The 23182-nt window shown below is 53.9% G+C and carries 17 protein-coding genes and 1 riboswitch; of the genes, 13 read left to right on the forward strand and 4 right to left on the reverse strand.

The genetic code is table 11. The features are described from left to right. The first annotated feature begins 1 nt into the window (after position 1). The gene (locus tag WFM49_RS15100; RefSeq protein WP_336974095.1) at positions 2-2425 is read left to right on the forward strand and encodes a TonB-dependent siderophore receptor; all 2424 of its coding nucleotides are present in this window, start codon (positions 2-4) and stop codon (positions 2423-2425) included. An 18-nt stretch (positions 2426-2443) separates the two neighbouring features. On the opposite strand, the gene WFM49_RS15105 is transcribed toward WFM49_RS15100, so the two are convergent. Both WFM49_RS15105 and WFM49_RS15110 read right to left on the reverse strand, forming a co-directional pair. Further along, on the reverse strand, positions 2444-3385 hold the full coding sequence (locus tag WFM49_RS15105; protein ID WP_336974098.1) for an ABC transporter substrate-binding protein: 942 nt from the start codon (positions 3383-3385) through the stop codon (positions 2444-2446). 187 nt (positions 3386-3572) lie between these two features. Next, positions 3573-5426 (reverse strand): TonB-dependent receptor domain-containing protein, encoded by a 1854-nt coding sequence (locus WFM49_RS15110; RefSeq protein ID WP_060185323.1) that lies wholly within the window; start codon positions 5424-5426, stop codon positions 3573-3575. A 70-nt stretch (positions 5427-5496) separates the two neighbouring features. Next, positions 5497-5661, reverse strand: a riboswitch (cobalamin riboswitch). Positions 5662-5803: 142 nt separating this feature from the next. On the opposite strand from WFM49_RS15110, the gene metH reads away from it, so the two are divergent. Then, complete coding sequence (gene metH / locus WFM49_RS15115; RefSeq protein ID WP_022983630.1) at positions 5804-9577, forward strand: methionine synthase; 3774 nt, start codon at positions 5804-5806, stop codon at positions 9575-9577. Position 9578: 1 nt separating this feature from the next. Further along, positions 9579-10418 (forward strand): helix-turn-helix transcriptional regulator, encoded by an 840-nt coding sequence (locus WFM49_RS15120; RefSeq protein WP_039941917.1) that lies wholly within the window; start codon positions 9579-9581, stop codon positions 10416-10418. A 129-nt stretch (positions 10419-10547) separates the two neighbouring features. Here WFM49_RS15120 and WFM49_RS15125 read toward each other — a convergent pair whose 3' ends face one another. Beyond that, entirely contained in the window at positions 10548-11390 is an 843-nt protein-coding gene (locus WFM49_RS15125; RefSeq protein ID WP_009458723.1) for an AraC family transcriptional regulator, read from the reverse strand. A gap of 226 nt (positions 11391-11616) precedes the next feature. Here WFM49_RS15125 and WFM49_RS15130 point away from each other — a divergent pair, with 226 nt between their 5' ends. Genes WFM49_RS15130 through pdxH form a run of 7 tightly spaced genes read left to right on the forward strand, consistent with a single transcriptional unit; the run spans position 11617 to position 19359 of the window. Then, on the forward strand, positions 11617-12507 hold the full coding sequence (locus WFM49_RS15130; RefSeq protein ID WP_031233054.1) for a DMT family transporter: 891 nt from the start codon (positions 11617-11619) through the stop codon (positions 12505-12507). A 56-nt stretch (positions 12508-12563) separates the two neighbouring features. After that, entirely contained in the window at positions 12564-13274 is a 711-nt protein-coding gene (locus WFM49_RS15135) for a B3/B4 domain-containing protein (RefSeq protein WP_009458725.1), read from the forward strand. 52 nt (positions 13275-13326) lie between these two features. Further along, on the forward strand, positions 13327-15474 hold the full coding sequence (locus WFM49_RS15140) for an oxidoreductase (protein ID WP_336974107.1): 2148 nt from the start codon (positions 13327-13329) through the stop codon (positions 15472-15474). Between the two features lie 14 nt (positions 15475-15488). After that, a complete protein-coding gene (gene trpD / locus WFM49_RS15145) occupies positions 15489-16577 on the forward strand; it encodes an anthranilate phosphoribosyltransferase (RefSeq protein WP_235332462.1) in 1089 nt (362 codons plus the stop codon). After that, positions 16574-17365, forward strand: a complete 792-nt coding sequence (gene trpC / locus WFM49_RS15150; protein ID WP_009458728.1) for an indole-3-glycerol phosphate synthase TrpC — start codon at positions 16574-16576, stop codon at positions 17363-17365. The genes trpD and trpC overlap by 4 nt, the downstream gene beginning before the upstream one ends. 54 nt (positions 17366-17419) lie before the next feature. After that, the gene (locus tag WFM49_RS15155; RefSeq protein ID WP_009458729.1) at positions 17420-18706 is read left to right on the forward strand and encodes a diaminopimelate decarboxylase; all 1287 of its coding nucleotides are present in this window, start codon (positions 17420-17422) and stop codon (positions 18704-18706) included. Between the two features lie 11 nt (positions 18707-18717). Continuing rightward, positions 18718-19359, forward strand: coding sequence for a pyridoxamine 5'-phosphate oxidase (gene pdxH, locus WFM49_RS15160; protein WP_009458730.1), 642 nt, complete (start codon positions 18718-18720; stop codon positions 19357-19359). A 65-nt stretch (positions 19360-19424) separates the two neighbouring features. Here the strand turns inward: pdxH and WFM49_RS15165 are convergent, their stop codons facing one another. Then, a complete protein-coding gene (locus WFM49_RS15165; RefSeq protein ID WP_035270372.1) occupies positions 19425-20858 on the reverse strand; it encodes a DHA2 family efflux MFS transporter permease subunit in 1434 nt (477 codons plus the stop codon). Positions 20859-20934: 76 nt separating this feature from the next. Here WFM49_RS15165 and WFM49_RS15170 point away from each other — a divergent pair, with 76 nt between their 5' ends. The 3 genes from WFM49_RS15170 to panC are packed head-to-tail and all read left to right on the forward strand — an operon-like array spanning position 20935 to position 22874. After that, positions 20935-21126, forward strand: coding sequence for a DUF3460 family protein (locus WFM49_RS15170; protein ID WP_009458738.1), 192 nt, complete (start codon positions 20935-20937; stop codon positions 21124-21126). Positions 21127-21171: 45 nt separating this feature from the next. Next, the gene (locus WFM49_RS15175; RefSeq protein WP_009458739.1) at positions 21172-22014 is read left to right on the forward strand and encodes a segregation and condensation protein A; all 843 of its coding nucleotides are present in this window, start codon (positions 21172-21174) and stop codon (positions 22012-22014) included. An 11-nt stretch (positions 22015-22025) separates the two neighbouring features. Then, positions 22026-22874 (forward strand): pantoate--beta-alanine ligase, encoded by an 849-nt coding sequence (gene panC, locus WFM49_RS15180; protein ID WP_009458740.1) that lies wholly within the window; start codon positions 22026-22028, stop codon positions 22872-22874. The last annotated feature ends 308 nt before the right edge of the window (positions 22875-23182 follow it).

A 23182-nucleotide genomic window follows, 5' to 3' on the forward strand; every position in this document is an offset into this window, starting at 1 on the left:
CATGGTCCCGAAGAATGCGCCGGCTTTGGCGCTTGTGAAGACGCCGTTCATGCCCAATACCTGCCGCCGCCTGCTGGGCTTGGCCTTTGTAGGGGCCTTGATGCTGAGCGTGGCGCCGGCCTCGGCCCAGACAACCCAAGCCTACGCGCTGGAAGCCGGGGATCTGGCCAGCCGCTTGAGCCAGTTCGCTCAACAGGCCGGGGTAGCGCTGGTGATGGATTCCTCCCGATTGCAGGGTTTGCGCGCTCCGCGCTTGCAGGGACAGTATTCCGTGCAGGATGGCTTTGCCGCCTTGCTGGCTGGGCAGCCGTTTCAGGTGCAAAGCCGGGATCATGGCTATGTCTTGATTGCCTTGCCCGATGGCGACACCTTGGCGGATGACGCCAGTGTGCAGTCTTTGGCCAGTATTGAAGTACGTCGCAATGCGCTGGGCGACATTACCGAAGGTTCAGGCACGTATGCAGCGGGCACGATTGCCACGGCAACCCGCTTGCGTCTGACTCCGCGTCAGACGCCGCAGGCCATCAGCGTGACTACACGCAAGAAGATGGACGACTTCAACCTGACCAGTATTGATGACGTGGTGCGCCATACACCCGGCCTGAGCATCATTACTTATGACAGCGAGCGTACCGTTTACGAAGCACGCGGTTTTGGTGTCCAGAACTTCCAATATGATGGCATCCCTACCTTGCGCGATTCACCATACTCGGCAGGCCATTCGCTCACGGACACAGCGATTTACGATCGTGTCGAGGTATTGAAAGGCGCCTCCGGTTTGCTCACTGGCAGTGGGACCCCAGGCGCGACTATTAATATGATTCGTAAAAAGCCGACGCACGAGTTTCAGGTATATGCCAGTGCGGGCTTGGGCTCCTGGAACAATTACCGCAGTGAAGCGGATTTCTCCGGCCCTTTGAACGAGTCAGGTTCGCTACGTGGCCGTCTGGTTGGTGCCTATCAGGACAAAAAGAGCCATTTGGACCACTACCAGCGTCAGACTTTGGTGTTATACGGCATCGTTGAAGCAGACCTGACACCGGATACCCGCTTGACCCTGGGTGCAGATTTGCAGGACAACGATCCCAAAGGATCAACCTGGGGGGGCATCCCGATTTATGACGCGCAGGGCCACTTCAACGAGATGGACCGTTCCTTTAATAACGGTACGCGCTGGAGTCGCTGGAACCAGTACACCCGTTCGGCCTTTGCCACTTTGGAGCATGAGTTCGACAGTGGCTGGATGGCCAAGGTGCAGCTCAATCGCTTGGTCAATGGTTATGACTCTGAGCTGGCGGCTGCGGCCGCTGGTAACCCTGATCCTTTGACCGGAAAAGGTGTGTCGCTATGGTCCGGGCGCTACGTGGGCAAGACGGTCTCGAACACGGCGGACTTCTATGCGACCGGCCCCTTTGAACTGTTCGGACGCGAGCACGAGTTGGTGGTTGGAGGCGGCGTATCGCGTCGTCGCTGGACCAATGCGTCTTACGGTGAAAACAGTAATACCGATGTCTCGAATTACTACGAATGGGATGGTCACTGGCCGCGCATGAACTGGAAGCACCTGGGCGACGATCGTGAAGTGACACGAGAAAATGGTTTGTACGTCAGCACGCGCCTGAACCTGCGTGATGATTTGAAGCTGCTGCTGGGTACACGCTATGCCAACTACAACAAGCTGGATATGCGCGAGACAGGTGTATGGGTGCCTTACTTTGGGGCTGTGTATGACCTGAACCACAACTTCTCGGTCTATGCCAGCTACACCAATATCTTCCAGCCCCAAGATTTGCAAGACGAGGGCGGTCGTACTCTGGATCCCTTGCGAGGCGATAACTACGAGGTCGGTGTCAAAGGCGAATTCATGGGCGGCCGTTTGACGTCCAGCCTGGCTTACTTCCAGCTGCGTCAGGATAACTTTGGCAAGGAAACGGGGGGGCGCACACCGTCGGGGGGTATCGCTTATGAGGCCACTCAAGGTGTGCGTACTCATGGCGTAGAGCTGGAAGTGGCCGGTCAGCTAACGCCGCAATGGCAGATGCATGCAGGCTATGCCTACAAGCTGTCGCGCCGCGATGGTGAAAAGGTGTCGACCTTATCGCCTGAACATCAGTTCAACATCTATACCACCTACGATTTTGAGGGTGACTTGAATGGCCTGACCTTGGGCGGCGGTGCACGTTGGCAAAGCAAGACCTGGGGCGATGTCAGTCGACCTGGATCGCCGGGTAAGGTGCGGCATACGGTCTCGGGGTACTGGCTGGTAGATGCGATGGCGCGTTATCGTTTCAACAAGAATTTGTCGGCTACCTTTACCGTCAATAACCTGTTCGACAAGCGCTATTACTCCATGTTCTCCTGGTACAGCACCTATACCTGGGGCGAACCGCGCAACATGATGCTGGCGGTGAAGTATCAGTTCTAAGCCGAAGTAGAAAACCGCTCAGGATACCTGGGCTCGATAGCGATCCAGTTGCTCGCACAGTTCGCGAGTCGCCTCTATCAGCCTGGGGCCGGGGCGGTACAGCGCATCCGGGTTCAGGTTCAGCAAGGCGTGGGGACTTAGCCCCAGATGCTTTTCCCAGAACAGGTGGCGGGCGCGTAGTTGGGCCGGATCACGGTAGGCCATGATGACCACTTGCGGGCGCTTGTGCAGCACGTCTTCCAGGCTGATGGTGGGGGCGACGGCAGCATGGCGAGCGTAGATGTTTTGCGCTTTGCAGGTGGTCAGCACATCTTGAATCAAGGGATCGCGCGCCAAGGTGTACAACGGCTCGGAACCGATTTCCAGAAACACGCTGACCGTCTCGCCCAAGCGGCTGTTCTGGCGCAGGGCGGCAATCTGATTGTCCAGCAAAGCAGCCATCGGCACGGCTACCTCCGCCGTGTCCAGGCTGTCTCCAGCCAGACGGACAAAGGCGGGAATATCGTCCAGTTTTTCAGGGGCGGCAAAGATCAGGCTGATATGGGTTTGCTGTAGCTGGCGCTGTAATTCAGGGCCGATCTGGTTGGCTTGCCAGGCCCAGACCTGATCAGGCTTTAGCTCCAGCAGCCGTTCCGGGTTTACGCGCAAGGCGTCCCCAATGCGGGGCAAATCCTTGGCGGCAGGCGGGTAGTCACTGGAACTGTCTACGGCGATCAAATGGTCTTGAGCACCCGCGGCAAACAGGATCTCAGTGATATGAGGGGCCAGGCTAATCGCGCGGGCAGGAGCGACAGTTTGTGGGGGTTGGACTGCTTGCTCTGTCGCGGCTTTTTGGATTGTTTTATCTTGCTGCTTGCTCTGTACTTCTTGAGTGCTTTGCTCTGTGCTTGTCTGTGTCTCGGGCTGTGCTTGAGTCTGCGCCTGTGACAGCAGCGGGTCGTGCTCCTGCGCTTGCGTCAAGATGGGTAATCCCAAAAGCAGGGCGAACAGGCAAAGCAAACCCCATAGCCCCAATCCACTCCAGACAGAGCGCTTTGAGTGCTGAAGACGACAAGTCGCAAGCAAAGAGGGCATCGTGCGCCTTTAAGTAAATGGCGCGGCTCTTGTGCAGATCCGCGCCAAAATCAAGCAAAGCTGATTTTACTGATTACATGCGCCAGGCAAAGTTCAGGAACACGCTGGAGCCGGCGTTGTTATAGCCACGAGCCAAGGTGTAATCCTTGTCGAGCACATTGTTCCAACGCAGCTGGGCTTCCAGACTGGAGGTCAGCGGGTAGCTTGCGGTCAGGTTCAACAGGCCGTAGCTGCCCAGACGCTGGCTATTGTCGGGGTCTTCGAATCGATGGGAAGCAAATTGATATTCAGCCCCTGTTTTCAGCGCTCCGAAGCGTTGTTCAACAGCCACTTTGTAGTTTTGTTTGGCGCGGCGAATTAGACGGTTGCCTGTGTCCAGATCTTTGGGGTTGGTAAAGTCAGCGCTGGCGCTCAGAGTTGTGTCGCCCAGTTGCTTTATGGCCGTCAAGGTTACGCCAGTGATACGAGCGTTTTTGGTATTGATAGGCATGCTGTAACCAAGCGCTGCATCGTACGGGCCGGTGCTGATTAAGTCTTTGATGCGGTTTTGGTAGACGACCAGACCTAATTCGGTAGTGTCGTCGGTATAACGGATATGGCCCTCGATATTGCGTGATTTTTCTGGTTTCAGGTCTGGATTTCCTTGGTATCCAAATCCACTTGGCCAGTACAGGTCTGTAAAGGTCGGGGCGCGAAAGCCAGTATTGGCAGCCAGACCAACTGTCCAGTTATCGTAGATGTCCAGGTCATAGCCTAAGCCACCAGTGACTTTGTTGCCGTAGCCGCTGATATTGTCATTGCGGACGCTGGCCTGAAGGTGGTGCTGATTAATGTCGCCCCGGTAAATAAGGGAAAAAGCATTGGTGTTACGTTGATCCTGTTGTTGAATGGTCGAATGAGTAATCCGTTCTTCCTGGCGCTCAGCCAACAAGGAGACAGTATGTCCCTGAGCGAGAGTGAGATCATTTTGCCAACTATATTGACGTTGGATAGACGAGAAGATGGACGGGGCTTTTGTGCGTGAATCTATTGCCTCTTTGCTCAAAGAAGCGCTTAAACGACTGGTCCAGAAGTCGGACAGTTTGTTGGTGCTGGTTAGGCCATAGGCCTGCTGACGGGTCAGGGCTCTAGGTGTGCGAGGTTCGGTTGAGCCGTTGTCAAACTGGCCGTCCATATAGGTGTTGATAGCTGTCAGTCCAAGATGTTGGCCCTGTGCCCATTCATATCCTAGCGATCCGCTCAGACCATGCTGGGTGTAGCCATTCTTGTCGGGGTTATAGGCCCAGTCCAATAGTGGATTGGTCGCATTGAAACCATCGCTGGTGCCGTAGCTGGAAGCCAGACTGTAGTCCCAACCTTGAGACGCCCCCGAAAAACCGGCGCTGGCTTTGAAGGTGTCTTGCGAACCCAGGCCTACATTCCCCCATGCGCTCAAGGCGCGGTCACCGCCACCTTTTTTGGTAATGATGTTGATGACACCACCAATCGCATCCGAGCCATACAGGCTGCTGCCTGCGCCACGCACAATTTCAATACGCTCGATCAGGGCGGGGTCAATTGCCTGCCAGTTCACCGAACCGCTGGTGGGGCTATTGATACGCATACCGTCGATCATGACGCGGGTGTGTTTGGGGTCAGTACCGCGTAAAAAAACGCCGGTCGTGGTCTGCGGGCCTCCACTGCTGTAAATCTCCACCCCAGGCTGACGCTGCAAAATTTCAGCCACACTGCTTTGACCTGCTTTCTGCAAGGTTTCCTGATCAATCACCGTCACGTCACCCACCACGTTTTTCAGTGGCTGAGCCATGCGGCTAGGGGTAACAACAATTTGATCCAGTTTGGCGACAGGGGCAGTTTGGGCCGTGGCGATCAAAGGCAGGGCGCCCGCCAGGGCGACCATCAAAGGTCTGATGGACAGTAGTGTCATGGAGATTCCTGTGAGATGTGCGTCCCCGCACATCAGTAAGCGAAGCCGCCCACCGTGGGACGGCCATGAATTCAGGGTCGAGAAGCAGGCTGGTGTCGGGCTTTGCGCGTAGCAGGTACCGTTGCGGGGGCAGCACGTTTGGCAGTTCCAGGGCGGAACCGCTCACGTTTCCCATTTGACTTTCCCAGGCCCAAGGCTGCATGGGCCGGAAAGCACCTCTTTCCGAGCGGAAAATGTTACATGCCGCTGGGGCAAAGGTTAAGTGTTTAGGGTGGATTCGCTGTACAAAGCGCTACAATTGTGGCGCCAATCCACCATTTTCGCGGCTCTTGCTGTCAGATGCCGTCAACGTCCCGTTTCGTGTTACGGAGCTTTTAGTGTCCTATCCTGCTTTGCCTTATCCGATCTCTGCCTATACGCGTGGTACCGAGTTTGCGCGCCGTTTGGGGCAGCAAATTCTGATTCTGGATGGTGCAATGGGCACCATGATTCAGCGTTACAAATTGGGCGAGGCCGATTTCCGGGGCGAGCGCTTCGCGAATCACCATAAGGACGTCAAAGGCAATAACGAATTGCTGTCGCTGGTACGCCCGGACATCATTCGTGAAATTCACGAGAAATATCTGTCTGCCGGTGCCGACGTCATCAGCACCAACACGTTTGGTGCAACGGATATTGCCCAGGGTGACTACGATTTGCAGGGCATCAGCTATGACCTGAACCTGGCTTCTGCCCAACTGGCCTGTCAGGCGCGCGATGCCTTCAGTACACCCGAGTGGCCGCGTTTTGTAGCCGGTGCCTTGGGCCCGCAGCCCAAGACGGCTTCTATTTCCCCGGATGTGAATGACCCGGCCGCCCGTAACGTCACCTTTGAGCAGCTGCGTGTAGCGTATACGGAGCAGGTTCGAGCCTTGCTGGATGGTGGCGTCGATATTCTGTTGATTGAAACCGTCTTTGACACGTTGAATGCCAAGGCGGCTGTTTTTGCTCTGGAAACGGTCTTTGATGAACGCGGTGAACGCGTTCCGGTGATGGTGTCGGGCACGGTCACGGATGCCTCGGGCCGTATCTTGTCTGGCCAGACCGTGGAGGCCTTCTGGAACTCCATGCGTCATGCCCGTCCTATTACGATTGGCCTGAACTGTGCCTTGGGCGCTGCCTTGATGCGCCCTTACGTGGCCGAGCTGTCCAAGATTTGTGACACCTATGTGTGTGTCTACCCCAACGCCGGTTTGCCCAACCCCATGGCGGAGACCGGCTTTGATGAAACACCTGCCGATACGTCCAGCCTGCTGCAAGAGTTCACGCAAGCCGGTTTGGTGAATATGGTGGGGGGCTGCTGTGGCACGACGCCAGAGCACATTGCCGCCATTGCCGAGCTGTGCCGCAAGCTGCCTCCCCGCATTGTTCCTGAAGTTCCTGTCAAAACCCGTTTGTCGGGTCTGGAACCACTGAATATTGACGAAGAAACCCTGTTTGTGAACGTGGGTGAACGTACCAACGTCACGGGCAGCAAGGCTTTCTTGCGCCTGATTCAGCAAGAAAACTACGAAGAAGCCTTGTCGGTGGCCCGTCAGCAGGTGGAAAACGGTGCACAGATTATCGACATCAATATGGACGAAGGCATGCTGGACTCGGCAGCCTGTATGCATCGTTTCCTGAACATGATTGCCTCCGAGCCGGATATTGCCCGCGTGCCCATCATGATCGACAGCTCCAAGTGGGATGTGATCGAAACCGGTTTGCGTTGCGTTCAAGGCAAGGCCATCGTGAACTCCATTTCCATGAAAGAGGGCATTGAGCCTTTCCTGGAACATGCCCGTCTGTGTCGTAAATACGGTGCCGCCATTGTTGTGATGGCGTTTGACGAGCAAGGTCAGGCCGATAGTTACGAGCGTCGGGTAGAAATTTGCGAACGCGCCTACCGCTTGCTGGTTGATGAGGTTGGCTTTCCGCCAGAGGACATTATTTTCGACCCCAACGTCTTTGCTGTTGCAACTGGCATGGACGAACATGCGACTTACGGTCTGGACTTTATCCGCGGGGTAGGCTGGATTCACAAGAATCTGCCGCATGCACGTTTGTCCGGTGGTATTTCCAACGTCAGTTTCTCCTTCCGTGGCAACGAAGCCATGCGCGAGGCCATCCACACCGTCTTCCTGTACTACGCTATTCAGGAAGGTCTGACCATGGGTATTGTGAATGCCGGTCAGTTGGGTGTGTACGCCGATATTGAACCGCATCTGCGCGACTTGATCGAAGACGTGATCCTGAATCGGGCCGAGCCCAAAGGGAAAACCGATCCGGCGGACGAACGCACCCCCACTGAACGCCTGGTGGAAATGGCCGAGAGCGTCAAAGGCTCCGGCGCCAAGAAAGAGGAAGACCTGAGCTGGCGCGAAACTACGGTTGAGCAGCGTCTGATCCACTCTTTGGTGCATGGCATTACCAGCTTCATCGTGGAAGATACGGAAGAAGTTCGTCAGAAGATTGATGCCCAGGGTGGTCGCCCCATCAGCGTGATTGAAGGTCCTTTGATGGACGGCATGAACGTGGTGGGCGACCTGTTCGGTCAGGGCAAGATGTTCCTGCCGCAGGTGGTGAAATCCGCGCGTGTAATGAAACAGGCCGTGGCCCACCTGATTCCCTTTATCGAAGAAGAAAAGCGCCAGATCGAGGCCGCAGGTGGTGATGTGCGCTCCAAAGGCCGCATGGTGATTGCCACGGTGAAGGGCGACGTCCATGACATTGGCAAGAACATTGTGTCCGTGGTGATGCAGTGCAATAACTTTGAAGTGGTCAATATGGGCGTGATGGTGCCTTGTGCCGAGATCCTCGCCAAGGCCAAAGAAGTGGAGGCCGATATTGTGGGTTTGTCCGGCCTGATCACTCCCAGCCTGGAGGAAATGGCCTATGTCGCTTCCGAGATGCAGCGCGACCCGTACTTCCGTGAGCGCAATATTCCTCTGATGATTGGCGGCGCAACCACCAGCCGCGTGCATACGGCGGTGAAGATCGCCCCGCATTACGACGGCCCGGTTATCTATACTCCGGACGCCAGCCGCTGCGTGGGTGTGGCTACCCAACTGGTGTCGGACAATGTGGAAGAGTTTTTGGCTGAAGTGCGCGAGGAATACGAGCAAGTGCGCCAGCGCCATGCCAATCGTAAAGCCACGCCTTTGATCTCGCTGGAAAAAGCGCGCGAAGACAAGCCTGCCATCGACTGGTCCACCTACGTGCCGCCACGCCCTAAATTCATTGGCCGCCGCACCTTCAAAAACTACGACTTGGCCGATATTGCCCAGTTCATCGATTGGACGCCGTTTTTCCAGACTTGGAGCTTGTTCGGCAAGTATCCGGCCATTCTGGAAGACAAGGTGGTGGGCGAGCAGGCCAAGACGCTGTTTGCCGAAGGGCAGGCCATGTTGAAGAAAGTCATTGAAGGACGCTGGTTGACGGCAAACGGTGTAATTGCGTTCTACCCCGCCAACACCGTCAATGGCGAAGATATCGAGGTCTACTCGGACGAATCACGCAGCGAAGTCTTGTTCACCTGGCGCAACCTGCGCCAACAAGGCGTCAAGCGTGAAGGCGTGGATAGCAAGTGTCTGGCTGACTACATTGCTCCGAAAGAAAGCGGCGTGGCCGATTACATCGGCATGTTTGCGGTTACTGGCGGGATTGGCGTAGACAAACTGTCCGAGCGCTTCCAGGCTGCCGGCGACGATTACTCGGACTTGATGATCAAGGCACTGGGCGACCGTTTTGCCGAGGGCTTTGCCGAATGTCTGCATGCTCGCGTCCGCACGGATTTGTGGGGCTATGTCACCGACGAGCGCCTGTCCAACGAAGAGCTGATCGACGAGAAATACCAGGGCATTCGACCTGCACCCGGCTATCCGGCCTGCCCGGAACACGTGGTCAAGCACGATATGTTCCGTGTCCTGCAGTGTGAAGACATCGAGATGTTCATCACCGACAGCTACGCCATGATTCCGGCTTCCAGTGTGTCGGGCTTCTACTTCAGCCATCCGCAGTCCAAGTACTTCAACGTGGGCAATATTGGTGAAGACCAGTTGCAAGACTATATCCAGCGCAGTGGTCGTACGGAAGAAGACGTACGCCGCAGCTTGTCGGGCGTATTAGGCTGATATGGGAACGACGGGGCCAACAGGGGCTAATCCGGGCGGCGCCGAGGGCGCCTCTCAAACCCGGCGTCAGGCTTTGGGACGATTTTTGCGTAATGCACGCGAGCGTATCCAGCCTGTAGACCTGGGGCTGGCTCCCGGTGTGCGCCGTCGCACTCCTGGTTTGCGTCGCGAAGAAGTGGCGCAGCTGTGCGATATCAGCACCACCTGGTACACCTGGATCGAGCAGGGTCGCGACGTTACCGTGTCCCCCACGGTCTGCGCCCGCCTGGCAACGGTCCTGAAACTGGCCCGGGCCGAGCGCCACTATCTGTTTGAACTGGCTGACTGCGCCGATCCCGAGCATTGGCAGGGTGATATTCAACCCTTGCCGCAAGGCTTGAGCGCATGTGTCGATAGCATCTCCGCCCCGGCCTACATTCTGGACCGCAGCTGGAACGTACTGGCTCGCAACGAAGCCTTGTTGGGTTTGTTCGATGGCTGGCCCGACCGTAGCGAGCAGCCCAATCTGCTGCGTTATATCTTCCTGGACCCGGCAGCGCGTGAGCTGGTGGTGGACTGGGAGCAGCGCGCCAGCCGCGTCGTGGCCGAGTTCCGCGCTGACGTAGGCGCCCATGCGGACGAGGCCGATATACAGGCTTTGATCCAGGAGTTGGCGCAGCAAAGCCAGGTATTCGCTTTCTGGTGGGGACGCCAGACCGTGGTGGAGCGGGAGGGCGGCTTGCGGGATTTCCGGCACCCCAGCCAGGGAGTGCGCCGCTTTCAGCAATTTACCTTTCGCCTGGCGATACGGCCGGATTGCAAGCTGGTGATGTTGCTGGAGGATGAGGATAAGCCGGTTTAAATTGGCTTCCTTATTATTTATTTTTCAAGATTGATTTTATTGCCAATCAAATTTTTTTCAATAAAATAAATTATCAAAATTATTGATTCTTGATTTGTCGTCTTGAATTAATTATCGGATTTCCCTCAATTACTTGAGCGCCGAAAAAGACTGCATTTTGCGAGATTGAGAGAGGGAGCCGGGCGTCAGGCCATAACTTGAGACGAAATGGCGGGTTAAGTGGCTTTGATCTGCAAAACCCGATAAAAGAGACGCTTGCAGTAAGGTGTGTCCTTGCATGATCAGGCGGCGTGCCATTTGCAGCTGACGCTGTAGTCGATACGCATGAGGCGGCAATTGCGTCACCGCCTTGAACGCCCTTAGAAATTGGAATCGGCTTAAACCGGCCTCCGTTGCCAGTTCATTAAGTGAGACCGGGATTTCTGGGTGAGCATCAAGACGAGCTTTGGCTCTGGCTAACTCGGCAGATAGAATCTCTGCTTCCGTGGGCTGATTATTTCCAAGCAGTGGTACCAGAATTTGAAAAAGCTCCTGCTCCGCAATTTCATCTATCAGTCCTTGCTTGGGCTCGCGCTTTGGATCGGTTAATGCCACGTACAGGCGCTTGAATGCCATGACCGCCGAGGTGTCGCCAAGAACAGGGTGGATAAACTCCACCCCGGCGCTATGCCCCATGGACTGGGCAAACTGGGCGATCAGCTCTGGGTCCAGATACAGCATGCGCCAGGTTCTTGCCTTGCCGTCTACGGGTCTTCCATCGTGAACTTCATTCGGGTTGACGGTAATCATGTTGCCGTTGGTCGCTCGTACCTGTCCGCGACCACTGGCTGAGTCCTGAGCTCCGCTGACCAGCACCCCTATCCCAAACTGATCGTGAGTATGCCGACCAAACGATTGGCTGGACATCGCTTCAACAGCGACGATATCTGTCTGCCCGCATACCTTCGCTTTGAATTGCTTACTGACCTTCATTTGGGATATTTCCTTTCATTTTCTAAGAGCGCACTTCGTGTTCCTGGATGAGTGGGGAAATGACTATTCTAATCGTTTTCTATTTTTGTTTTTATCAAAAAATAGTGCTCCCTCTTGATGTCTGCGGATTTTCTGTTTCCTTGCAATATCGTTCAAGATTTTTCTTGATCAATATTATTAACTACCAAGGTTATTACGTGAATTGATTTGCGTCCTAGAGGAAAAGATGTCAAGTCGCACACTTGGATATGTATTGTTGTCCTTGGCCATGATGACGGTTGGATCGACCGTTATTGCCTCCAAACTGATCGCTGGCAACATGCCTGCTTTTTTGGCAACGGCACTTCGTTTTGCTCTTGCCTTGCCGGTTTTGCTTGCCCTGATGTTCTGGCAGCGAGAGCGGTGGCCCAAGCTGTTGTTCCGGGACTGGGTACTGTTGCTGCTTCAGGCCGGGGCGGGCAGTGTTGGCTATACGACCTTACTGATAGCAGGCTTGTCCCATTTGTCGGCGGCTGATGCGGGCGTAATCATCGGCACATTGCCCGCTGTGTCTGCGCTCTTCTCCGTGATCGTCCTGGGCGAGCGGCCAGGGCTAAGGCTGCTGATCAGCGTCGTGCTGGCGACCTTGGGTGTCATGGCAGTGGTCTGGAAGGGCTCAGGTCCAAGTTCGTCCATTGGCATGTTTTATATCCTGGGAGCCGTGGTTTGTGAGAGCGCATTCATTTTGCTTAACAAGCGCATCCCTGTGCCGCTGCGGCCTTTGTTGCAAGCCACCACGATGACCGGTCTGGGCCTGCTGGTGTCCTTGCCCTTTGCTTTGCTTGAGTTACCGCTTTCCATGCCAGATACCGCAGCGATAGGTGCTGTGGCTTGGTATGCGCTTGTCCCTACCGTTGCAGGGTTTTTGCTGTGGTATGGCGGGGCAGCGCGGGTCAGTGGCAGCGAAGCGTCTGTATTTACGGCGGTGGCTCCTTTGACAGCCGTCACCCTGGCAGCGCTGGTTTTAGGGGAGCAGATTGGGTGGGTACAGATTGTGGGTGTTGCCACGGTCATTCTTGCCATTTTTGTGTTGACCTTCCCGGAGCGAACCCGAGCACGAACCGTACTGACGCAATAGGCAGTGTGCTTGCCTGTATTTCACATTTTCAATTGGCGAAAGGTGCCCTGCATACCATGTACTTCAATCATTCTGACACTGTGTGGAACCGCTTTCCGAGGCTGACGGCATTGGTCCTGGTTTTACAAGGGGTGAGGGTAGCTAAACTCCAAAACGATGCCCTGAACAGCACATTTACGAGGGTTGGCCAGTTGCTGGAGCAGGGGCCGGAGAGCGAACTCCCGTCTATTCAGGCCTGGCGTCAGGCGTATTCCCAGATGGGCATGAAGCCGACCCAATACCGCTGTGCGGTTGAGGCATTGCTGCGTCGCTTTCGTAAAGACGGACACCTGCCTGGCTTTCATCCCTTGATCGATACTTTGAACGCAGAGTCTATGCAGGCAGCCATTCCGATTGCGGCATTTGACTGCGCCCATATTTCTGGAGGCATCACAGTTCGGCCTGCCGATGGTACGGAGATTTACCGAACCTTTCAGGGTGAGGTCGAACATCCAACAGAGGACGAGATTGTGTTTGCCGATGAGGCCAACCATGCGCACTCACGTCGCTGGGTTTTCCGGCAGGGGGCTCAGTCCGTGGTCTCTAAAGAGTCAGATACGGTACTGGTCGTCGCGGAGGCATTACATGAGCGGGCTTATGAAGATCTGGAGGCCTTGCACGAACGCATCACGATACGTGCGGCTGAGTTGGAGATAGAGGTTCTGAAGGAGGGAATGCTGACTCAGCACAGTCGACGTTTTGAGTTTGTGCCTGAACTCTGTAAGTAGGGCATGGCGTTGGCGTCTTTCAGGTCTGTCAGCACAACAATCAGAGATAACAATGACTATTTTCCCCCCAGTAAGTGTTGATCGTTATGCACCACTTTTTGAGCCTTTGAGTATTGGTCCGGTAATCGCTAAAAACCGTTTCTATCAGGTGCCCCATTGCAATGGTATGAATCGGGTGCACCCAAGTGCAATGGCTCGAATGCGGGGGATCAAGGCTGAGGGCGGATGGGGTGTTATTTGCACTGAGCAGTGCGACATTCATTACTCCAGTTGTCATCCGAGAGAGCTTAGGCTTTGGGATACCAGGGATATACCTGTTTTATCCAAAGCTTGTGAGGAGATAGCGCGATACGGTGCTTTGGCAGGCATAGAGCTTGCTCACAATGGTTTTCACGTAACTAATTTGGAGACGCGTGCTATCCCTTTTGCCCCTTCCTTGGCTCCGACAAGAGGAGTGGCTCCCGTTACTGCCAGGGAAATGGACAAAAGTGATATTCGAGACTTTTTGCGTTGGCACAGGAATGCTGCGCTTAATGCTAAGAGAGCTGGGTTCGATATTGTGTACATCTATGCAGGCCACGACATGACGCTTCCAGCTCATTTCTTGTCGCGGCGTCATAACCAGAGAACAGACGAGTATGGGGGCAGCCTGGAAAATCGAGTGCGTTTATTAAAAGAGTTGCTCTTGGATACTAAGGAGGCCGTGGGGGATCGATGTGCAGTCGCTTTGCGATTCAGTGTAGATGAGCTGGCTGGACCTTTTGGTCTTTCTGCTGAGGGGGAGGGCCGTGATGTTGTTGAAATGTTGGCCGACTTGCCGGATCTTTGGGATGTAAATCTCAGTCCATTTGGGAATGATGGACAGACATCGCGTTTTAGTGATGAAGGTTTTCAGGACAGTTACATCAGCTTTGTGAAACAGGTCACTGGAAAGCCGGTTGTAGGTGTAGGTCGGTATACATCCCCGGATCATATGCTGTCATTAATCTCGACTGGGAAGTTGGATTTGATTGGGGCGGCGCGGCCCTCTATTGCAGACCCCTATCTTCCGGAGAAGATCAGAACAGGGGCATTTGAGGATATTCGAGAGTGTATCGGTTGCAATATTTGTGTGGCATCAGACAAGCTCAGTGTCCCCTTGCGATGCACTCAGAACCCCACCATGGGTGAAGAGTGGCGTAGAGAATGGCATCCAGAAATCATCCAGCCCAAAAATACAGATCATAAAGTTTTGGTGGTAGGGGCCGGGCCTGCTGGTTTGGAGGCCGCATTGTGGTTGGGAAGACGTGGCTATGAAACGATCTTGGCTGATAAGGAGCGCAATCTAGGTGGACGTGCTCTGACGGAGGCTAGTTTGCCTGGCTTATCAGCATGGCGTCGGGTTGCCGATTGGCGAGTGGGGCAGTTGCGCAAGAATCCGAATGTCCTTGTTCTACCGGAGAATCCTGTTTCCGCCAGCATGGTTCTGGAGACAGATTGCGATTTGATTGCCGTGGCAACTGGCGCTCGATGGCGGGCAGATGGTGTGGGGCGTACCTACTCGGCACCCGTTGAAGGTTTGAACCGGTTACCGGTTTTTACTCCTGACGATGTAATGGCTGGGAGTTCGCTTGGCGGCCGGGTACTCATATTTGATGACGATCACTACTACATGGCAGGGGTGATTGGAGAGCGGCTTGCCGCCCAAGGTTGTTCCGTGAGTTTTGTGACGCCAGAGAGCTTGGTCTCGGCATTCACGCTCAATACGGCTGAGCAGCCAAAAATTCAGAAAAGATTGATCGAGCTGTGTGAGGGTGTACATGTATCCCACAAGCTAGAGAAGATTTTATCGGATGGCGTTGTGATTGCTTGTGTGTTTACCGGGCGCAAGCGATTTCTCCTTGCGGATGCGGTGGTATTGGTGACCTCACAGGTACCGAATGATTCCTTGTATCGGGAGCTTGATGCGCAGCTTGCTGTTCTCAATGAAGGGGATGGCCCCCAGCGACGAGTAGTGAGGATTGGTGATTGTTATGCACCGGGTACGATAGCTGCCGCAGTTTATGCCGGTCATTTGTTCGCTAGGACATTGGACAACCGTTTATATGACATACCTCCATTTCGTCGAGAGAATGTGACATTGGATTGGAACCAGACTCTCCCGGAGGATTTGGATGTATTCAATGCGTTTCAGTCAGAGCGCATGGATATATGTTCATAGCCGCTGAGGTTTTCATGCAGACCCCCATAACAATGCAAACCGACGCGTTTGATATCAAATTGGCTATTCAAGACCTTGTCTCGTACAGGTCGTTGAGTCGTAACGGTATGGCTGCTTTGATGGACAGTATCGTTTCTGGGAAAGCTAGCCAGGCACAAGTTGGGGCAGTGCTGACTGCATTACGCATGCGTGGTGAGACTATCGATGAGATAGTCGGTGCCGCTCTTGCAATGCGAGCACGTATGGTGACTATACAGGCTCCACCAGGAACGATGGATATTCTGGGAACGGGGGGCGATAACTCGGGGACATACAACGTTTCTACATGTGCTGCTTTTATTGTGGCAGGTGCTGGAGTTCGCGTAGCCAAGCAAGGGAATAGAGCATTTTCCTCAAGGTCTGGTGCTGCTGATGTCTTGCGAGCGCTTGGGGTAAATCTGGACGTACAGCCTCACACGATTGAACGCTGCATTGATGAGGTTGGAATTGGGTTCATTTTTGCTCCTGCTCATCATCCAGCTCTTGCGAAAGCGATGCCGGTGCGCGTAGAGCTTGGAACCAGAACACTTTTTAATATTCTTGGTCCGTTACTCAATCCAGCTGGGGTTAAGCATCATTTGGTTGGTGTTTACGCCAGAAGCTTAGTTCGCCCTTTAGCTGCTGCTTTGGCTGAGCTTGGATCTGAACGGGTTCTTGTTGTTCATGGTTCTGATGGATTAGATGAAATTACTACCACAGGTCCGACTTTTGCAACGTTGGCTATCAGTGGTCATTTGACTGATCTCGAGATACGGCCAGAGGACCTTGGCTTGTCTATAGCTGCGCCTGACGTCTTAAAAGGAGGAGATCCGCAGACGAATGCACATGCACTGCGTTCAGTCCTCGAAGGGGAGGCTGGGCCTTATAGGGATATCGCATTGATCAATGCGGCTGGAGCATTAATTGCATCCGGGAAAACAGAGGGCTGGTTGGATGCCATACGAATTGCGCGTGCTTCCATTGATGAGGGCCAGGCATTGCGATGTTTGCAGCGTTTGATCTCTGTTTCTTGTCAGGGGGATGCTCCCCAACTGTTTTCCTCTGAGCTTTCTGGTGACCTATGAGTATTTTGAACACGATCAAGGCTTATAAGCTTGAGGAAATCGAACGAGCTCGTAGCGAGATGTCTCTATCTAGGTTTGAGTCTCTTATATCCCGGTTGCCACTACCTCGATGTTTCGTTTCCGCCATGGAAAAACGCGTGGTGCGAGACCAGATTGCACTGATTGCAGAGATCAAGCGAGCGAGTCCATCAAAAGGATTGCTTAGAGAAGGCTTTGATGTTGTTGAGATTGCCCAAGCATATAAAAAGGGCGGTGCAGCATGTTTGTCGGTTTTGACTGATGCCCATTTTTTTCAAGGGAAGGCAGGGGATCTGCAGCTTGCAAAATCTGCGTCTGACTTGCCGGTACTGCGTAAGGATTTCATTGTGGATATGTATCAGGTCTATGAGTCCAGAGCGATGAACGCCGACTGCATTTTATTGATTATGTCGATGCTAGGTGATGACTCCTTACTGAAAGAGCTGATGGAGCGGGCTCAGAGTCTTGGAATGGAAGCGCTGGTTGAAGTTCATGATGAGGCCGAGGCAGAACGCGCCTTGTCTATGAATGTACGAATGGTCGGGATAAATAACCGTAACTTGAGTGACTTCTCGGTTGATCTTGGCGTGTCAGAGCGATTGTTCAAGATGTTGGGGCCGCATTGTTTGGCAGTTAGTGAAAGTGGAATATCCAGTCCAGCAGAAGTGCTTCGTCTTAAAGCTAGCGGAATAAAGGGTTTTTTGATTGGTGAGCAGTTGATGCGAGTGTCTGATATTGAACATGCGACGCGCTCTATCACCTGTTTGTAGTGGGTGTTTGCAACCCACCTTTCTTTGTTGTGACTTTGTTTTAAGAGGAACACTATGTCGATATATGAGGCCGCAGAGCAAGACGTGCCGTGTTTGGATGTTCGTTATTTAGAGAGTCATTGGGTTTCAACAGCTAACCTAGCTAATATTTGCTCTAAATCCGGCACCCCTGTCTTTGTTTACAGCGAAAGCCAGGTTCTGAAGAACTTTCAGCGCATTACATCAGCCTATCGTGCTGCAGGCTTGGAGGGGCGTGTCTCCCTGTACATTCCGTTTTTCCCCAATGCAAACCCTCATGTCATGAAACCTCTTCATGATGCAGGGGCTGGTATCTTGTTACAGATGCCTAATGAGTACGAGCTACTCACACAGTATGGGTTTGACAGATTCATTATTTCTCCAGGGCATGTTTCGAACAAGGAACTCAGCTATTGGAATGCCAAAAAGCATTTGGTGTTTCTGGCTAGCCTTGATGAAATCGCATTTGCTATTGAGCAGAATGCGCCGACGATCAGTGCTCGTATAGATAGTCTTCGTTCGGATAAACCTGGGGTGAAGGTCGAGCAACTGGGACAATTAGCCCAAATGTTGAAAGATAGTGGGCGAACTCTGGAGTGCTTTGAGGTGTATTGCGGAAGTGGCAATTCACTTCAGGATATGGTTGATATCGTGCGTGAAATCTTCCACATGTTTGTTAAACACTTTCCATCAGCGAAATCAATTAATTTTGCGGGTGGGCATGGTTTTAACTATGAATTATGGGATGAAGAGAAAAAGCATTTTGACTGGAATACCTATTTCCTTGCGATCCGTGACCTAGCGGTCGAAATGAAAATACCTGAGACGGTTAAATTCTTATTTGAACCGGCCCGTGATGTGTTGGCTGATTCCGGTGTTTTGGTGTCAAGCGTCAAACGAGATGTAGTGCGTCATTCCAATGGGCATATCGTTGTTACAGATAGTTCTCGCATGTTGATGCCCTCTGCCCAGCTACGTAATCGGCCTCACAATACTGTCTTTCTGGACGACCACTTTCAGGAAATTACAGACTACAAGGACGCGGGTAGAGCCAAAATTCGAGGCCGCACGCTGCTACGGAATGACTATCCTATACCAGGTGAAGTGACTGTCCCTGCCTCGGTAAAGGCAGGTGATTATTTGCTGGTTCTTGATGTGGGAGCGTATTGCGCGACGCAGCATATGGAGTTTTTGAATGTGCCGCCTGCTGGTGAGGTGATCGTTGGCAAGGATGGCCAGGCTCGCATGATCAGCAAGCCGGGTGATGACGCTGATAAATGGCGCAATCTGCTGGCGGCGCCCCAACTACTTTCTTTCGCTTAGGTGTTTCGAAGATGACTCAAGTGACGCACGATGTGAGTGAGGCTTTTAACGATGAGACAAATACAGTTGTAGGCAATGACCCAATTGTTTTGTTTGGGGAATGGCTCGAGTTAGCTCATCGGAGTGAGGTGAACGATGCAAATGCGATGGCGCTTGCTACGTCTGATGCCTCTGGAATGCCCAATGTCCGTATGGTCTTATTGAAGAAATTTGATCAAGAAGGACTGGTCTTTTATTCCAATACACAGTCTCAAAAAGGAGGAGAGCTGCTTAGCAATATGCAGGCTGCCGGGGTGTTGCATTGGAAGTCTTTGCACCGACAGATTCGTTTTCGTGGACAGGTTCAGCAAGTTTCGGACGCCGAGGCTGATGCACATTTTGCGTCTAGAGATCGTGCAAGCCGGATAGGGGCGTGGGCAAGTCAACAATCCCGCCCTTTGCTCAAACGAGGGGACCTGGCCAAAGCGGTTGCGGTCCAGGCGGCTCGCTTTGGCATTGGTGAAGTTCCAAGGCCCTCGTATTGGACTGGGTTTCGTATCGTTCCTCTGTCGATGGAGTTTTGGATCGATAAACCTTTTCGGCTTCATGATCGGTTGGTGTTCAAACGCAGTTCCATAGAGATGCCTTGGGCCTCTAGCCGCATGTATCCATGATTACCGCTGAGGGTGTGGCCCCTTAATCGCGTTTGTTTTACCCGGGGTCAGTTTGGCATGTAGATCTACTTCTTCTGCAAAGACTCACCATCGCTGGCTGACAGTCGGGCAAAAGACAGGCTGGAGATGGCCGTAATAGCACCCAGAATCAGAAAGGCCCAGATCGTATCCTGGGTCTCCACGCTGCTGGCTCCGCGCAATGCCATGCTGACATTCAGCGTTACCGCCGCACATGCTACGCCCAGACTGATAGCCAGTTGCTGCGCCATGGCAGCAAAACTGCTGGCCTGGCTCATGGCTTCAGAATCCAGGTCGGCGTAGGTGAGGGTGTTGACTGCGGTGAATTGCAGGGAGCGGAAAAAACCGCCTGCGGTCAGGACGGCAATCATGAGCCACATGGGCGTGGTGGCCTGGAACATGGCGCACAGGGCAATGAACAGGCCCGTCAGCCAGGCGTTGACGATCAGGACTTTGCGAAAACCGTAACGCCGGATGATGGGTGGGGCCACCAGTTTCATGCCCAGAGCACCAATCGCGCCGGTGAAGGTAATCAGGCCTGCTGATAATGCGCTCATGCCAAAGTTGGTTTGCAGCATGATGGCCAAAAGGAAGGGCGCAGCGCCCAGCGAGAAACGACACAGATTGCCGCCCAGCACGGAAATGGCAAAGGTTTTGGTGCGCAGCAAGGACAAATCAATTATTGGGTAGGCAACTTGCCTGGAGTGCCAGACGTACCATGCGCCAGCGACCAGACCGGCCAGTGTCAGCCAGCCCAAGGTATCCCAGCCCAGCGTGCCATGGCCTACGTTCTCGAAGCTGGTCACCAGAGTGGCCAGACAGATGGCGCTCAAGATAAAGCCCAGCCAGTCCAGGGGCGGGCGCTCTGTGGGGTAGTCCTCGCGGATATAGCGCAGCACCAGGGCAATGCCCAGTATGCCAACGGGGATGTTGATCAGGAAAATCCAGTGCCAGCTGGCGTACGTGACTAAAAAACCACCCACGGGCGGGCCGATGATGGGGCCCAGCAAGGCGGGTAAGGTCAGCACCGCCATGGCGCTTAAAAGCTCATCTTTAGGGACGCGCCGCAGTAAGATAATGCGTCCCACCGGCACCATCATGGCCCCAGCCATGCCTTGTATCACGCGGGAAATGATCAGTTGTGACAGGGTCTGGGACAGGGCACATGCAACAGAACTGGCGGTAAAGAGTAGAATGGCGGCCAGGAACACCTTGCGAGCACCAAAGCGGTCTGCAGCCCATCCACTGATTGGAACGAATACCGCCACGGCCAGCAGGTAGCTGGTAATGATGGTATTCATGCGGATGACGCTGGTATCCAGCGACAAGGCCATCGTGGGCAGGGCAGTGGCTACAACCGTAGAGTCCAGCATTTGCATGAATAATGCACATCCCACAATGTAGGGAATAATGCGTATGGCTCGACGCTCTTGAGGGGACATGGTCGCCGGTTTGGCGGCTTCGGTCTGTTCAGATGCCATGCGGCGAACTCTCTGGTGTGCGGTGCAGTAAACTCAAACTTTTCTGTTATCCAATTTATTTAGGCGTACAGGTATTATGGCAAAGAATTTCGAATCCGAAATTACCCAGTTTCTTAAACAGTATAAAGAGCAGAACGCGGATACCGAAGCACGGCAGCGTGAAGGCCGTTATCGTCTGTGGGACAAGCAGATTGACCAGGAACTGCAAGACGGTTACAAGGCTGCTCGCACGCCTCAGAAACCTTACGTGTACTACGAAAACAACTAAATCTGTACACCTGCGCCTGTGACTGAGATCGCACAGCAGACTGTTGTGGATACGCCAGCTCCTCAGCCCGAGGATGTGCTGGCGCGTCTTTATGGTGAGCCGCTGTTTGCGATCCCTCAGGATCTGTATATTCCGCCTGATGCGCTGGAAGTATTTCTGGACGCCTTTGAAGGGCCGCTGGATCTGTTGCTGTATCTGATCCGCAAGCAGAACTTCAATGTGCTGGATATTCCGATGGCCCAGGTCACCGGGCAGTATCTGGCCTATGTGGAGCAGATCCGCGCCACCAATCTGGAGCTGGCGGGGGAGTATCTCTTGATGGCCGCGCTGCTGATCGAGATTAAATCCCGCATGTTGCTGCCAGTGCGGCGCGCTGACACGGGAGAAGAGGTGGATGATCCGCGTGCCGAGCTGGTACGCCGGCTGCTGGAATACGAGCGCATGAAGGAAGGCGCGCGTCGTCTGGACGAGCTACCCTTGATGGGGCGCGATTATCTGCTGGCCAATGCCCAGGCCGAACTGGTTATTGAGGCCATTCCGCCGGAAGTGAATGCGGATGATTTGCGCGAGGCCTGGCTGGGCATCTTGAAGCGTGCCAAGCTCAATGCCAGTCACAAGATTACGCGTGAGCAGTTGTCGGTGCGTGATCACATGAGCCAGATTCTGCGACGTTTGCAGCATGTGCGCTTCATGGAGTTTACAGAGCTGTTTAATGAACGCCTGGATCAGGGTGATCCGGCGGCGGTGCTTGTCGTGCATTTTCTGGCGATGCTGGAATTGGCACGAGAGTCACTGCTTGAAATCACGCAGGCCGAGCCCTACGCTCCTATTTATTTGCGCCTGACTTATATTCGAGCGCAGGCCGATGGGCCTGATCTTATTCCGTAGCGGAGAATTTTTTGAAAGTCGTCCATAACATCCAAGAACTGCGCGATCAGCTCCAGGGCCAGACACGCGTGGCATTTGTGCCAACCATGGGGAATCTGCATCGAGCTCACCTGGACTTGATGAAGTTGGCTCGTCAGCATGGCGATCCGGTGGTGGCCAGTATTTTTGTGAACCGCCTGCAGTTTGGCCCTAACGAGGATTTTGACCGTTACCCGCGCACTTTGCAGGAAGATGCGGCCAAGATGGAGCAGGAGCGCGATGTGTATGTTTTGTTTGCTCCTTCGGAGCGCGAGATGTACCCCGAGCCACAGAGTTTTCGCGTCAGCCCGCCTGATCATTTGGGTCGCATTCTGGAAGGCCACTTCCGTCCCGACTTCTTTGAAGGCGTGTGTACGGTTGTGTTGAAGCTGTTTTCCTGTGTGCAGCCGCGTGTGGCTGTATTTGGGAAGAAGGATTATCAGCAGTTGATGGTGGTGCGCCAGATGGTGCGTCAGTTCCAGTTGCCGGTAGAGATTCTGGCTCACGAGACGGTGCGGGAAGAGGATGGTTTGGCCATGTCTTCGCGTAATCGCTATTTGAGTCCCGAGGAACGCGCTCAGGCTCCGCAGATTTATTACGCACTGCAGGAAATGAATGAGCGTTTGCAGCAAGGTCAAAGCCGCGAGGAGATCGAGGCTTATGCGACCAAGAAGATGACGGATCTGGGCTGGAAGGTGGACTATATGGCCTTGCGTCGTCAGTCGGATTTGCTGGAACCGACGCCAGAGCAAATTGCAGCTGGTGAACCGTTGGTGGCATTGGCTGCTGCCAAATTGGGCGCGACGCGTTTGATCGACAACCTGGAAATGGTTAAAGCCTGATTTCTTGTGTTGTTTGGTGAGAAAAGCACAGTTTTTACTGTGCTTTTTTTATATCTGCGTGGTTTATTTTTGCAGTCTTTGTCTTTGTCTTTGTCTGGTGCTTTGGTTGGGGTGGTGGCAGTTCAGGCCCCCTCATGCCAGGGTGGGACTCAGTAAGACGCCACTCTGACGCGCAGCTCTGGGGGGCGGCTGACTACTTGCCGGTGCTGCGCACCGGTGCCCTTGTCGAGAGATAGCTACGGGCGCACCCTGAACTCACCCGGTACTTGGTCCCCAGGACCAAGTACAAGCGTCGGGTTCAAACAGCA

Source organism: Alcaligenes sp. PF14 (genome assembly GCF_037150615.1).
Taxonomy (GTDB): Bacteria; Pseudomonadota; Gammaproteobacteria; order Burkholderiales; family Burkholderiaceae_B; genus Alcaligenes; species Alcaligenes phenolicus.